At 66.3% G+C, this 13,512-nt stretch carries 11 protein-coding genes; 3 read left to right on the top strand and 8 right to left on the bottom strand.

Annotated elements, in window-relative coordinates; translation table 11 throughout:
- From Q0Z44_RS11880 to urtA, 6 genes are all read right to left on the bottom strand, one after another.
- On the bottom strand, positions 1–795 hold a 795-nt coding region (locus Q0Z44_RS11880; protein ID WP_298012981.1), incomplete at its 3' end, for an acetamidase/formamidase family protein.
- A 38-nt stretch (positions 796–833) separates the two neighbouring features.
- Positions 834–1,523, bottom strand: coding sequence for an urea ABC transporter ATP-binding subunit UrtE (gene urtE / locus Q0Z44_RS11885; protein ID WP_298012984.1), 690 nt, complete (start codon positions 1,521–1,523; stop codon positions 834–836).
- 12 nt (positions 1,524–1,535) lie between these two features.
- The gene (gene urtD, locus Q0Z44_RS11890) at positions 1,536–2,279 is read right to left on the bottom strand and encodes an urea ABC transporter ATP-binding protein UrtD (protein ID WP_294638496.1); all 744 of its coding nucleotides are present in this window, start codon (positions 2,277–2,279) and stop codon (positions 1,536–1,538) included.
- A gap of 31 nt (positions 2,280–2,310) precedes the next feature.
- Positions 2,311–3,507 (bottom strand): urea ABC transporter permease subunit UrtC, encoded by a 1,197-nt coding sequence (urtC, locus tag Q0Z44_RS11895; protein ID WP_298012988.1) that lies wholly within the window; start codon positions 3,505–3,507, stop codon positions 2,311–2,313.
- 22 nt (positions 3,508–3,529) lie between these two features.
- Positions 3,530–4,444, bottom strand: coding sequence for an urea ABC transporter permease subunit UrtB (gene urtB / locus Q0Z44_RS11900; RefSeq protein ID WP_298012990.1), 915 nt, complete (start codon positions 4,442–4,444; stop codon positions 3,530–3,532).
- Between the two features lie 125 nt (positions 4,445–4,569).
- Positions 4,570–5,823: an urea ABC transporter substrate-binding protein gene (gene urtA, locus Q0Z44_RS11905; protein WP_298012993.1), complete on the bottom strand. Its 1,254-nt coding sequence runs from the start codon at positions 5,821–5,823 to the stop codon at positions 4,570–4,572.
- Between the two features lie 195 nt (positions 5,824–6,018).
- Here urtA and Q0Z44_RS11910 point away from each other — a divergent pair, with 195 nt between their 5' ends.
- Together Q0Z44_RS11910 and Q0Z44_RS11915 are read left to right on the top strand one after the other, a co-directional pair.
- The gene (locus tag Q0Z44_RS11910; protein WP_298012996.1) at positions 6,019–9,483 is read left to right on the top strand and encodes an ATP-binding protein; all 3,465 of its coding nucleotides are present in this window, start codon (positions 6,019–6,021) and stop codon (positions 9,481–9,483) included.
- Positions 9,473–10,153, top strand: a complete 681-nt coding sequence (locus Q0Z44_RS11915) for a response regulator (RefSeq protein ID WP_298012998.1) — start codon at positions 9,473–9,475, stop codon at positions 10,151–10,153. Before Q0Z44_RS11910 ends, Q0Z44_RS11915 begins: the two co-directional genes overlap by 11 nt.
- A 3-nt stretch (positions 10,154–10,156) precedes the next feature.
- Here Q0Z44_RS11915 and Q0Z44_RS11920 read toward each other — a convergent pair whose 3' ends face one another.
- Together Q0Z44_RS11920 and purN are read right to left on the bottom strand one after the other, a co-directional pair.
- Complete coding sequence (locus Q0Z44_RS11920; protein ID WP_298013000.1) at positions 10,157–11,284, bottom strand: ABC transporter substrate-binding protein; 1,128 nt, start codon at positions 11,282–11,284, stop codon at positions 10,157–10,159.
- A gap of 146 nt (positions 11,285–11,430) precedes the next feature.
- Positions 11,431–12,063: a phosphoribosylglycinamide formyltransferase gene (purN, locus tag Q0Z44_RS11925; RefSeq protein WP_298013003.1), complete on the bottom strand. Its 633-nt coding sequence runs from the start codon at positions 12,061–12,063 to the stop codon at positions 11,431–11,433.
- Positions 12,064–12,194: 131 nt separating this feature from the next.
- On the opposite strand from purN, the gene Q0Z44_RS11930 reads away from it, so the two are divergent.
- Complete coding sequence (locus tag Q0Z44_RS11930) at positions 12,195–13,508, top strand: tryptophan--tRNA ligase (protein ID WP_298013006.1); 1,314 nt, start codon at positions 12,195–12,197, stop codon at positions 13,506–13,508.
- Positions 13,509–13,512: the final 4 nt, after the last annotated feature.

Consider the following 13,512-nt stretch of genomic DNA (forward strand, 5'->3'; position numbering starts at 1 on the left):
GGCGCCGCAGAAGGTGATCTCGCCATCGCCCTGGCTGAAGTGCAGGTCGCCCACGGAGAGGCCTGCGCCTTCGACGTACACGGGGAAGAAGATCTTGGAGCCGCGCGACAGGTCCTTGATGTCACAGTTGCCGCCGTGTTCGCGGGGGGGCACGGTGCGCGCGCCTTCGGCCGCAATCTTGTCCTTGACCTCGCCGGTGGCCTTGCCGGCGTGGGCCGTCTTGGCGAACGGCGGGTTGGCCAGGGGCGGCACGCGGTCGGGCTGCGTGGCGATGAAGTCGACCTCACGCTCGTTCCACATGTCGAGCATCTTCTGATCCGGCAGGCAGCCGATCAGGCCGGGGTGGATGAGGCCGGCGAACTCGACGCCGGGGATGTGGCGGCTCTTGGTGAACATGCCGTTGAAGTCCCAGATGGATTTCTGGGCGTGCGGGAAGTGCTCGGTCAGGAAGCCCCCGCCGTTGTTCTTGCTGAAGAAGCCGTTGAAGCCCCACAGGCTGTCGGCCTTGGCACCGATGTCGAGCAGGTCCACCACCAGCAGGTCACCGGGCTCGGCGCCCTTGATCCCCACCGGACCCGACAGGAAGTGCACCGTGGTCAGGTCGACATCGCGCACGTCGTCGGCGCTGTCGTTGTTCTGGATGTAGCCGCCCGTCCAGTCGTAGGTCTCGAGCACGAAGTCGTCGCCCGGGTTGACCCAGCAGGCCATCGGGATGTCCGGGTGCCAGCGGTTGTGCACCAGGGGGTTGTTGTACGGGGAGTCTTTCAGGTCGACCTTGATCAGGGCTTCAGGCATGGCACACCTCGTTGTGTGAAGGGAAGGAGAAAGGCGGGTCAGACGGACAGGTAGGCCTTGATGCGCTCGGCATCGGTGTCTGCGCGGGTCGTCTCGTGCACCAGGCGGCCGCCTTCGATGACGAAGAGGCGGTCGGCCACGTCCATCGCAAAGCTCAGCACCTGCTCGCTCACGACGATGGTGATTTCGCGCAGCTTGCGGATCTCGTTGAGCGCCTTGGCGATGTCCTTGATGATCGAAGGCTGGATGCCTTCGGTGGGCTCATCGAGCAGCAGCACCTTCGGGTTGGTGACCAGCGCGCGGGCAATGGCGAGTTGCTGCTGCTGGCCGCCCGAGAGGTTGCCGCCCTTGCGGTGCTTCATGTCGAACAGCACCGGGAACAGCGCGTAGATGTCGTCGGGGATGCGCTTGCTCTTGCTGTTCTCCAGCCCGGTCTGGATGTTCTCCTCCACCGTCAGCGTCGGGAAGATCATGCGGCCTTGCGGCACGTAGGCAATGCCCTTCTTCACGCGTTGAAAGCTCTCGTCCTTCACCACGCTCTGGCCCGCCACGTTGATCTCGCCTGCCTTGGATGGCAGGACACCCATCAGGCTCTTGAAGAGCGTGGTCTTGCCCATGCCGTTGCGGCCCATGATGGCCACTGTCTCGTTCTTGTTGGCTTCGAACGAAATGCCGTGCAGCGCCTCGCTCTGGCCATAGCTCACGAACAGATCTTTGACTTGCAGCATCGCGGTGCTCCTTCAATGGCCGAGATAGACGTCGATGACCTTGGGGTCGCTCTGGACCTGATCCATCGTCCCTTCGGCGAGGATCTTTCCTTGGTGCATCACGGTCACCTTCGAGGCAATCTGCTTGACGAAGTCCATGTCGTGCTCGATGACGATCATCGAGCGCCCCTTGCAGATGCGCTTGAGGAGCTCGGCGGTGAGTTCGCGCTCCTTGGCGCTCATGCCGGCAATCGGCTCATCGAGCATCAGCAGCTCGGGCTCCTGCATCAGCAACATGCCGATCTCCAGCCACTGCTTCTGGCCGTGGCTCAGCAGGCCGGCTTCCATCTCCAGCTTGTCCGCCAGGCCGATCTCCTCGGCCACCACCTGCACCTTGGCCTTGACCTCGTCGGTGCACTTGAAGCCCAGCGCACCGAACACCGAACGCCCTTCGGGGTAGGAGACTTCCAGGTTCTGGAAGACGCTCAGGTTCTCGTAGATCGATGGCGTCTGGAACTTGCGGCCCACGCCCGAGCGCACGATGGCGTGCTCGGACTTCTTCGTGAGCTCGGTGTCCATGAACTTGATGCTGCCGTGGCTGGCCTTGGTCTTGCCACAGATCAGGTCGAGCAGCGTCGTCTTGCCCGCGCCGTTCGGGCCGATGATCACGCGCAGCTCGTCCTTGTCGACATACAGGTTGAGGCTGTCGATGGCCTTGAAACCATCGAAGGAGACCGTGAGGTCTTCGATGTACAGCACGAATTCCTTAGCACTCATGGGGGACTCCAGTGGGGTGGGGCGGGTGGGATCAGGCTTGCTGGCCGCTCATGCCGTGAGGCAGGCCAGTCCCCGGTTGAGACGGCGGCAGGACTTCGGGGTAGGCCGCGTGTGCGGCCTTGATGCGCTCGGCCTGCAGCTTGCGATCGGCCTGACGTCGGGCCCACCAGGGCTTGATCTTCTGTTCCCACAGGCCGGCCAGCCCGTCAGGAAAGGCCATGGTCACGCCGATGAACAGCGCAGCCATCAGGAAGAGCCACAGATCGGGCGCGCTCTCCGAGAAGTAGGTCTTGCCGAAGTTGACGATGAGCGCGCCGTAGATGGCGCCGACCAGGCTCATGCGCCCGCCCACTGCCGCAAAGATCACCATCTCGATCGAGGGCACGATGCCGACGAAGGACGGCGACATGAAGCCCACCTGCAGCGTGAACAGCGCGCCGCCGATGGCCGAGATGCCCGCCGCCAGGCAGAAGGCGAACACCTTGAACATGGCCACGTCGTAGCCGGAGAAGCGCACGCGGTCTTCCTTGTCGCGCATGGCCAGCAACAGGGTGCCCAGCTTGCTCGACTGCACCCAGCGGCACAGCAGCACGCTGGCGATGAGCAGGCCGCAGCAGACGTAGTACAGCGTGAGCCGGGCACCGTCGGTGCGGATGTCCCACCCCAGCAGGGTCTTCAGATCGGTGATGCCGTTGACGCCCCCCGTGTAGCCCTGCTGTCCGATGATCAGCACGGTGAGCACCAGGGCCACGGCCTGCGTGATGATGGCGAAGTACACCCCGCCCACACGCCGCTTGAACATCGCGAAGCCGATGAGGAAGGCCAGCAGCATGGGCACGATCACCACGGCCGCAAGCGCGAAGGGCAGGCTCTTGAACGGGGTCCACCACCACGGCAGGGCGGTGAGCTGGTTCCAGTCCATGAAGTCGGGGATGCCCGGTGTGGACTGGATCTTCGTGCTGATCGGGTCCGACGCTTCCAGCTTCAGGAACATGGCCATCATGTAGCCACCGAGCCCGAAGAACACGCCTTGGCCGAGGCTGAGGATGCCTGCATGGCCCCACAGCATCACCAGGCCGATGGCCACGAAGGCGTAGGTCAGGTACTTGCCGACCAGGTTGAGACGGAAGGTGTCCAGCCCGAGCGGGAAGGCGACGAACAGGATCAGGGCGAGCAGCAGGAGGCTGCCAAGCTGGCGGCGTTGGAGCCAGGAGGTGAGGGCAGTCATGGCGTGGGCTTTCGGTTGCGGTTCAGCGGCGCACCTTCGAGGCGAACAGGCCTTGCGGGCGAATCATCAGGATGCCGATCACGAGCATCAGCGTGAGCACCTTGGCGTTCGAGCCGGTCATGAAGAATTCGGAGATCGATTGCGTCTGCGCGATGCCAAAGGCGGAAGCCACCGTGCCCAGCAGGCTGCCGGCGCCGCCGAAGGTCACGACCAGGAAGCTGTCGACGATGTAGAGGGAGCCGCTGGTCGGGCCGGTGGAGCCGATGGTGGTGAAGGCCGCACCAGCCACGCCCGCGATGCCGCAGCCGATGGCAAAGGTCAGGCGGTCGGTCTGCTTCGTGTTGATGCCGATGGCGTTGGCCATCACGCGGTTGCTGACCGTGGCCCGAACGCGCAGACCCCATCGGGCCTTGTACAGCGCGATCAGCAGCAAGCCGGTCACCAGGGCGGTCAGGCCCATGACGAACAGGCCGTTGATCGGGATGTCCAGGCCCTCGGATGGGGCCCACGAGCCCATCAGCCAGTCGGGCAGGGTCGGGCTCACTTCCTTGGGGCCGAAGGTGGACCGGAACACCTGCTGCAGGCCGAGGCTCAGGCCCCAGGTGGCCAGCAGCGTGTCCAGCGGGCGCTTGTAGAGATGGCGGATCAGGGCCCACTCGGTGAGCCACCCGGCCGCGAACGCGATCAGGAAAGCGGCCCCGATGGCCGCGGGGAAGTACATCTGCATCAGGCCGGGAGCGAACTTTTCGGTCAGCGTCGAGCCCAGGTAGATGGTGTACGCGCCGATGGTCATGAACTCGCCATGCGCCATGTTGATGACGCCCATCTGGCCGAAGATCACGGCCAGGCCCAGGCCCATGAGCAGCAGCACGGAAAACAGGCTCAGGCCGGCAAAGCCTTGCATCACGCCGATGTTCCACATGTCGGATAAGGTCATGTCCATACGTTCTCTCTTCCAGGCTCGTGCCCGTGCAAAACGGATCAAGCAGAACACCGCGGATCTGGCTCTGCCAGTCCGCTGGTGTTGCCCCCTGGGGGGCGGCCGTCAGGCCGCAGGGGGGGTCACTGGTAGCCCTTGGGGAAGGGGTTCGGCTCGATCAGGTCCTTGGACTCGGCCACGAGCTTGAATGTGCCGTCCGGCTGGCCCTGCGCGATGCGGGCCTTGCTCCACAGGTGATGGTTGGCGTGCACCTTCACGTAGCCCTCGGGTGCGGTCTTCAGTTCGATGCCCGGCGAGGCGGCCACCACCTTGTCCACGTCGAAGCTGCCCGCCTTCTCGACCGCCGCCTTCCACAGCCAGGGCCCCAGGTAGCCGGCCTGTGTCACGTCGCCGATCACCGACTTCGGGCCGTACTTGGCCTTGAAGGCGGCGACGAACTTCTTGTTGTTCTCGTTATCCAGCGACTGGAAGTACTTCATCGAGCTGTAGAAGCCGGCGAAGTTCTCGCCACCCACGCCCAGCATCTCGTCTTCCGTGACCGACAGCGTCAGCAGGAACTGCTTGGCACCGGTGATGCCGGCGGCCTTGAGCTGCTTGTAGAACGCCACGTTCGAGCCACCCACCACGGCGGCGAAGATGCAGTCGGGCTTGGCGACCTTGATCTTGTTGATCAGCGAGTTGAAGTTGGTGTTGCCCAGGGGGTAATACTCTTCGCCCACCACCGAGCCGAGCTTGCCCATGGTCTCGATGTGCTTGCGGGCGATCTTCATCGAGGTGCGCGGCCAGATGTAGTCGGAGCCGACGAGGAAGTAGGTCTTCGCCTTCTTCTCCTTCGATGCCCAGTCCAGACCCCAGATGATCTGCTGCGTGGCCTCCTGGCCGGTGTAGATCACGTTCTTCGACTGCTCCAGACCTTCGTAGAAGGTCGGGTAGTACAGCAGGCCGTTTTCCTTCTCGAACACCGGCAGCACGGCCTTGCGTGAGGCCGATGTCCAGCAGCCGAAAACCGCGGCGACGCGGTCGTTCACCAGCAGCTTCTTCGACTTCTCGGCAAACGTGGGCCAGTCGGAGGCACCGTCCTCCTTGATGACCTTGATCTTGCGACCCAGCACGCCGCCCATGGCGTTGATCTGGTCAATGGCCAGTTGCTCGGCCTGGATGGAGCCCGTCTCCGAGATGGCCATGGTGCCGGTGGCCGAGTGCAGCTGCCCCACGGTGACTTCGGTGTCGGTGACCGCCAGCTTGGTGGTGTTCACGGCCGAGGTGGCCGGCGCCGCGCCGTAGCTCAGGCCGGTGAGGCCCATGAGCGGCACTGCACCCAGGCCTTGCAGCACCCGGCGGCGGTTGAGGGACAGGTCGTCATCGTGTTGGGACATGAAAAGGCTCCTTGCACAGAAAAGGGAGGCGGGACGGTGCGGTTCGCCGTGGCGCAACCTTGGGTGCAACAGTAAGGAGCCGAGGGTTTTCGCTGAATACGTCAATTAACGTAGTCATGCGCACGCAAGCGGTGCGGCGAGGGCGTGGACTGCTTCTTGCATCCGGCACGCGGCGTTGTTCAGCGGAGACCGCATGTGACCGTCGCCCGGCAGAAGATCTTCCGCATCCGTCGGGAGTACAACTCGTGGGTCGCCAACGAGACCCTCGAGGACTACGCGCTCCGCTACACGCCGCGCACCTTTCGCAAGTGGAGCGAGATGCGCGTGGCCAACACGGCCTTCGGGGCCGTGTCCTTTCTTGCGCTCGAAGCGATTGGCGGCGCCATCGCGCTGAACCACGGCTTCACCAACGCACTGTGGGCCATCCTGCTGGTCGGCCTCATCACCTTTCTCACCGGGTTGCCGATCAGCTACTACGCCGCGCGCTATGGCGTCGACATGGACCTGCTCACGCGCGGTGCGGGCTTCGGCTACCTGGGCTCGACGCTCACCTCGTTGATCTATGCGAGCTTTACCTTCATCTTCTTCGCGCTTGAGGCGGCCATCATGGCGCTGGCGCTGCAGATGCTGTTCGACTGGCCGCTGGCCCTGTGCTACGTGGTGGCCTCGCTTGCCATCATCCCGCTGGTCACGCATGGCATCACGCTGATCTCGCGCCTGCAGACCTGGACGCAGCCGCTTTGGGCGGCACTGTGGCTGTGTCCCTTTGTCGTGGTGGCCGCGCGGCACCCCGAGGCCTATCGCGCCTTCACCAGCCTCACCGGCCGCATGACGGGCGACAGCGGCTTTGACTGGCTGGCTTGCGGTACAGCGGCCACCGTGGCTTGCTCGCTGGTGGTGCAGGTGGGCGAGCAAGTCGACTTTCTGCGTTTCCTGCCTGAGAAGACGCGCCAGAACCGCGTGCGCTGGTGGACCGCCGTGCTGGTGGCCGGGCCGGGCTGGATCGTGCCGGGCATGTTGAAGATGCTGGCCGGCGCGTTCCTGGCCTTCCTCGCGTTGCAGCACGAGGTGCCGGTCGACCGGGCCCTGGAGCCCACGCAGATGTACCTGGCGGGCTTCGGCGAAGTCTTCAGTTCGCCTGCATGGGCGCTGGGAGCCACCGTGCTCTTCGTCATCGTCTCGCAGGTCAAGATCAACGTGACGAATGCTTATGCAGGCTCGCTGGCGTGGTCGAACTTCTTCGCGCGGCTCACGCACAGCCACCCGGGGCGGGTGGTGTGGCTGGTGTTCAACGTGCTGATCGCCGTGCTGCTGATGACGCTGGGCGTGTTCAGCGCGCTTGAGCACGTGCTGGGCCTCTACAGCAACGTCGCCATCGCGTGGGTCGGGGCGCTTGTGGCCGACCTCGTCATCAACAAGCCGATGGGCTGGTCACCGCGGGGCATCGAATTCAAGCGCGCTCACCTGCCAGATCTGAATCCTGTCGGCCTGGGGGCGATGCTGCTGGCCACCGGCGTGGCGCTCATCGCGCATGCGGGCGTCATGGGAAGCATGCTGGCGGCCTGGTCGCCGTTCGTGGCGCTGGTGGTGGCCATGGTCATGTCGCCGCTGCTGGCCTGGGCCACGCGCGGGCGCTTCTATCTGGCGCGCCGGCCGGTTTCACCGTGGCAGCCGGGCGAGCTGGTGCGCTGCTCTGTCTGTGAGAACCTGTTCGAGTCGGAAGACATGGCCACCTGCCCGGCCTACGACGCGCCGATCTGCTCGCTGTGTTGCACGCTCGAAAGCCGTTGCCACGACCGTTGCAAGAGCCGGTCGCGCGCGGCCGAGCAGGTGTCCGATGGCCTGACCGCTGTGCTGCCGCCGGCGTGGTCGCGCCGCATCAACTTCCGTGTGGGGCACTACCTGGTGGTCTTTCTGTCGCTGGCGGCGCTGCTGGCCTTCGTGCTGGGCGTCGTCTACTACCAGGAGGGGGTGCTGTCGGTCGGCCTGCACGGGGCACCGGGCGGCCCGCCATTGCCGGCGGGCGCGCTGGACGGACCGTTCATCAAGGTGTTCGCCTTGCTCCTGCTGGCAGCGGCGGTGTGCGCGTGGTGGGTGGTGCTGGCGTCGGAGAGCCGGCGCATGGCGCAGGACGACTCCAACCGTCAGACCCAGTTGCTGCAGCTCGAGATCGACGCCCACCGGCGTACCGACGCGGCCCTGCAGCAGGCGAAGGAGCTCGCCGAGGCGGCCAACCAGGCCAAGACGCGCTACGTGGCCGGCATCACGCACGAGCTGCGCACCCCGCTCAACAGCATCCTGGGCTATGCGCAGATCCTGCTGAAAGACGAGCCCGAGCACGGGGTCAAACGCGGCCCCCTGACCACCATCCAGCGCAGCGGCGAACACCTGATGGGCCTCATCGACGGCCTGCTGGACCTGGCCCGCATCGAAGCCGGGCGGCTGAGGCTCGACCCGGTGCCCCTGCCGCTGCACGTCTTCCTCGATGACGTGGTCCGCATGGTGCAGCCGCAGGCCGTGGCCAAGGGGCTGGCCTTCGAGCTGCGGACGCTGGGCCGGGTGCCAGGATGGGTGCAGGCCGACGCGCGTCGACTGCGGCAGATTCTGCTCAACCTGCTCGGCAACGCCGTGCGCTTCACCGACCACGGCCGCATCACCTTGCAGCTCGACGCGCGCCGTGAGGTGCTGCGCTTCGAGGTGATCGACACCGGCATCGGCATCGCGCCGCAGGATCTGGAGCGCATCTTCCTGCCCTTCGAGCGGGGCAGTGGCGGGCGCCGACGCGGTGACCCCGGCACCGGTCTGGGCCTGACCATCACCCACTTGCTGACCGAGTTGATGGGGGGTGAACTGACCGTGCGCAGCACCCCTGGTCAGGGCAGCACCTTCAGCGTGCGGCTGTACCTCCGCGAGATCAGTGAACCCCCGCCGCAGCCCGACATCGGGGCGGCCCTGGGCTGGAGTTCGAGCCTGCGACTGCGCCCGGCCACGGGGTACGCCGGGCCCCGCCGCACGCTGCTGGTGGTGGACGACCAGCCGACCCAACGCCAGATGCTGGCGGGCATGCTGCTGCCCCTCGGCTTCCACGTGCGTGAAGCGGCCAGTGGCAGCGAGGCACTCGACAGCGTACGGGAGCATCCGCCCGACGCCGTGCTGCTGGACATCACCATGGACGACATGGATGGTTGGTGCACCGCCCGCGCGATCCGACATGCCGGCTTCACCGAGGTGCCCATCGTGATGGTGTCGGCCAACGTCTTCGAGAACCGGCCCGAGAACCTGGCCGCTGCGCAGTGCCAGGCGTTTGTGGCCAAGCCGGTGATGGAGTCGGAGCTGCTCACCACGCTGGGTGCGCTGTGGCAGCTCGAGTGGCTCACCGACGCACCAGGCCCGATGCTGGAGAACGCTGTATCTGCGCAGCCCGCACAGCTGGCCGCGCCATTGCCGCTGCCACCCGATGCAGCGTGGGAACTGCACCGCCTTGCGCGGAAGGGCCATGTGCAGGGACTGCGGGCGGCGCTGGCGGAATGGCAGCGCGCCGAGCCCGCGCACGCTGCCCAGTGGCAGGCGCTGCTGGGGCTGGTGGAATGCTTTGACCTGGACGCGGTGGCCGAGCGCCTGCGTCCCGAACTGCAGGAGGACATGCAAGATGAGGCCTGAGGCCTGCACCCACCGGGGCACTGTCCTGGTGGTCGACGACGCCCCCGACACGCTGCGCATGCTGTGCGATGCGCTTGCCGCGGAGGGGTACACCGTGCTGGTTGCACTCGATGGGCCTCAGGCCCTCGCCCGGCTCGATGTGGTCACCCCCGATGCCATCCTGATGGACGCCATGATGCCCGGGTGGACAGGCTTCGAAACCTGTCAGCGCATCAAGGCCCATCCGCAAGGCAGTGCGATTCCGGTGATCTTCATGACCGGGCTGTCCGATACGCCCGATGTCGTCGCCGGCTTCAAGTCAGGTGGGGTCGACTACGTCGTCAAACCCGTGCGCATCGAGGAAGTCCTGGCCCGGCTGGATACCCATGTGCGCAACGCGCGGACTGCGCGCGAGGCCTTGCGGCAGGTTGAGGCGCAGGCGGCCGAATCCCCCTCAGAGGCCGGCCATGCGCGCGTGCTGGATGCGGCACTCACGCCGCGAGAAATGGAGGTGCTCACCTGGGTGGCACGCGGCAAGACAAACCGCGACATTGCCGACATCCTGGGCATGAGCCACCGCACCGTCAACAAGCACCTCGAGCACATCTTCGAGAAGCTGGGGGTCGAGACCCGGGCTGCTGCGGCGGCGCTGGCCAGCCCGGTGCTGGCCCACCGCGCGCCATCGCCCTGAGGCTCAGCGCCGGAAGTGGCCTTCGCGGTCGATGATGGCGATGTCGACGAAGCGCAGGCCCGAGTGATCCTGAGGCCCGTAGCTCAGCGTCAGGCCGCCAAGGTCGAAGTGGTTCAGGCCCTCCAGCGCATCGCGCAGGCCTTCACGCGTCGGGTTGCGGCCTGCCCGGTGCAAGCCTTCCACGAGCACCTTGGCTGCGGCCACGCCTTCCAGCATCGCCTGAGTCAGCGTGACGCCCGGCTGCTTTGCCACCATGGCCTGCGCATCGCGCACGAAGGACGTGCGCTGACTGCGCTCCCACGGGAAGACCTGGCTGACCACCACGCCCCGCGCATGGGGACCGAGGGCCTTGATGAACCCGGCCGAGGCATTGTTCGACAGTGTGATCGCCTGGGCACTGTGGCCGGCCTGACGCAACTGCGTGATGGCTTCGGCAATCGGGGCCGACGAGCCGATGAACAGCACGGCCTGAGGATCCGCCTTCACGATGAGGGGCACGAGCGCACTGAAGTCCGGCTTGTCGCGGTTGTACGTTTCATGGAGCACCGGCGCCTTGCCGATGCGCTGGAGTGCTGCGAGCGCACCTTGTACGGCGTCGCGACCGAAGCTGTCGTCCACCTGCACGATGGCCAGGCGCTCGAGGCCCATCAGGCGGATGTGTTCGACCACGCGCGTTGTTTCCGCCTGGTAGCTGCTGCGGACGTTGAACACGAAGCGGTTGACCGGATTGTGCAGTTGCGACGCCCCGGTGGCCGGGCCGACCAGCGGCACCTTGGCTGCTTTCAGCAGCGGCAGCACGGCTTCGGTGTTCGGGGTGCCGCGCGTCATGAACAGCGCCACGGCGCCTTCGTCAATCAGCTGTCGTGCCAGTTCGGCCGTTTTTTCAGGCTTGAATCCGTCGTCCAGCGTGCGCAGCACGATGCGCTGACCGTGTACGCCGCCCTGGGCGTTGACAGCATCGAACACCGCCCGGGCGCCGATCAGGTTTTCCTGGACGCCTGCTGCCACCGCGCCGGTGACGCCGGCCGGGTGGCCGATCAGGATGTCGGCCGAGGCCGCAGCAGGAAAGATCAGCGACACACAGGTCGCGAGCGCCACACGGCGCAGAAAGCGAGAAGGAGAAAACAGCATGCTCACACCACAACATCGCGCCCGTGGGGTGTGTAACGCGACACACCGAAGGGCAGAACGGGCGATGTTAGGCGCGCGGGGAGTGTGGTTATTAAGGGTTAACCCTTAATCTTGTTGGGCGAGTCGGCACAAATCCCGCCCCTGGCTCACTTCCCGAAGCGGACCTGGGCTTCGCCTTCGGTGTGGGTCACGCGGCCGTCAGCCACCTTCAGCGCGCCCTCCACCATCCATCGCACGGCCTGCGGGTACATCTGGTGTTCCTGCACGAGCACACGGGCGGCCAGGGTGTCGGGCGTGTCGTCCGGGCGCACCGGCACCGCGGCCTGGGCCACGATGGGGCCGTGATCGAGCTCGGCCGTCACGAAGTGCACGGTGGCCCCGGCGAGCTTGCAGCCGGCCTCGATGGCGCGCGCATGCGTGTGCAGCCCGGGGAAGGACGGCAGCAGCGAGGGGTGCACGTTGAGCATCCGGCCTTCGAAGCGCCGCACGAAATCCGGCGTCAGGATGCGCATGAAGCCGGCCAGCACCACCACGTCGGGCGCAAAGCCCTCGATTACACGGGCCAGTTCGGCATCAAAGGCCTCGCGGCTGTCGAAAGCCTTGTGGTCGACCACGGCGGTGGCAATGCCATGGGCCGCGGCAAACGCCAGGCCGCCCGCCTCGGGCTTGTTGCTGATCACCGCCGCCACCCGGGCGGGCCACTGCTCGGCCGAGCAGGCGTTGACGATGGCTTCCATGTTGGAGCCGCGACCGGAGATCAGGATGACGATGTTCTTCATGCGGCCTAGAGTGTAGTGGCGCCCGGGGCACCGGCTTTGACCCGGGTTGGCGTCCGGCAGGGAACCTACAATGGTCCTTCCCTCCAACGTTTCCGCTTCCTGCTGCCGCGGCCTCCGTGGCCGGCTCTGCCATGACCCAACGCGTTCTCACCGGCATCACGACCACCGGCACCCCCCACCTGGGCAACTACGTCGGCGCCATCCGCCCCGCCATTGCGGCCAGCCGCGAGCCCGGTGTCGAGAGCTTCTTCTTCCTGGCCGACTACCACGCGCTCATCAAGTGCGACGACCCGGCCCGCATCGCCCGTTCTCGCCTCGAGATCGCCGCCACCTGGCTGGCCGCCGGCCTGGACACCGACCGCGTCACCTTCTACGCCCAGAGCGACATCCCTGAAATCACCGAGCTGAACTGGCTGCTGACCTGCGTGACGGCCAAAGGGCAGATGAACCGCGCGCACGCCTACAAGGCCTCGGTGGACGCCAACACCGCCAAGGGCGAGGACCCCGACGCGGGCGTCACCATGGGGCTGTACTGCTACCCCGTGCTGATGGCGGCCGACATCCTGATGTTCAACGCGCACCGCGTGCCCGTGGGCCGCGACCAGGTGCAGCACATCGAGATGGCGCGTGACGTGGCCCTGCGCTTCAACCACCTCTATGGCGGTGGCAAGGAACTGTTCGTGCTGCCCGAGGCCGAGATCGAAGAGTCCGTGGCGACGCTGCCCGGTCTGGATGGCCGCAAGATGAGCAAGAGCTACGACAACACCGTGCCCTTGTTCGAGGGCGGCCCCAAGGCGCTGAAGGACGCGGTGGCCCGCATCGTGACCGACTCGAAGCTGCCCGGTGAGCCGAAGGACCCGGAAGGCGCCCACCTGGTCACCCTCTACGACGCGTTTGCGACGGCCGAGCAGCGCGCCGCTTTCCGCGCCGACCTGCGTGGCGGCCTGGCCTGGGGCGAAGCCAAGCAGCGCCTGGTGGACCTGATCGAAGCCCATGTGGGCCCGATGCGCGCTCGCTATGCTGATCTCGTCGCCCACCCCGACCAGATCGAGGCGGTGCTGCAGGCAGGTGCCGACAAGGCCCGCGCCCGCGCCACGCCCTTCCTGAAGGAATTGCGCCACGCCGTGGGCCTGCGCCGCATGGTGGCCTCGGGCGCCGTGCAGGCCGAGGCATCTGCCGCCGCCAAGCCCGCCGTGCCGGTGTTCAAGCAATACCGCGAGGCCGACGGCCAGTTCTACTTCAAGCTCACCACGGCCAGCGGCCACCTGCTGCTGCAGAGCGCCGCGTTCGCCGAGGGCCGCGAGGCCGGCAACTGGGTCAAGCGCTTCAAGGCCGAAGGGGCCGCCGTGCTGGCCGAGGCGCCTGTTTCGGTCGCCGAGGGCGTGGAGCGTGCCGAGGTCGAAGCCGCCCTGACTGCGCTGGTGGCTTCGCTGCAGGACGCCTGAGCGG

This window comes from uncultured Aquabacterium sp., from assembly GCF_947366995.1.
Taxonomy (GTDB): Bacteria; Pseudomonadota; Gammaproteobacteria; order Burkholderiales; family Burkholderiaceae_C; genus Aquabacterium.

What these genes read in the sequence shown, in the direction of transcription:
- urtE (WP_298012984.1), bottom strand. Translation starts at nt 1,523, where the DNA reads ATGCTGCAAGTCAAAGATCTGTTCGTGAGCTATGGCCAGAGCGAGGCG.
- urtD (WP_294638496.1), bottom strand. Translation starts at nt 2,279, where the DNA reads ATGAGTGCTAAGGAATTCGTGCTGTACATCGAAGACCTCACGGTCTCC.
- urtC (WP_298012988.1), bottom strand. Translation starts at nt 3,507, where the DNA reads ATGACTGCCCTCACCTCCTGGCTCCAACGCCGCCAGCTTGGCAGCCTC.
- urtB (WP_298012990.1), bottom strand. Translation starts at nt 4,444, where the DNA reads ATGACCTTATCCGACATGTGGAACATCGGCGTGATGCAAGGCTTTGCC.
- urtA (WP_298012993.1), bottom strand. Translation starts at nt 5,823, where the DNA reads ATGTCCCAACACGATGACGACCTGTCCCTCAACCGCCGCCGGGTGCTG.
- Q0Z44_RS11915 (WP_298012998.1), top strand. Translation starts at nt 9,473, where the DNA reads ATGAGGCCTGAGGCCTGCACCCACCGGGGCACTGTCCTGGTGGTCGAC.
- Q0Z44_RS11920 (WP_298013000.1), bottom strand. Translation starts at nt 11,284, where the DNA reads ATGCTGTTTTCTCCTTCTCGCTTTCTGCGCCGTGTGGCGCTCGCGACC.
- purN (WP_298013003.1), bottom strand. Translation starts at nt 12,063, where the DNA reads ATGAAGAACATCGTCATCCTGATCTCCGGTCGCGGCTCCAACATGGAA.
- Q0Z44_RS11930 (WP_298013006.1), top strand. Translation starts at nt 12,195, where the DNA reads ATGACCCAACGCGTTCTCACCGGCATCACGACCACCGGCACCCCCCAC.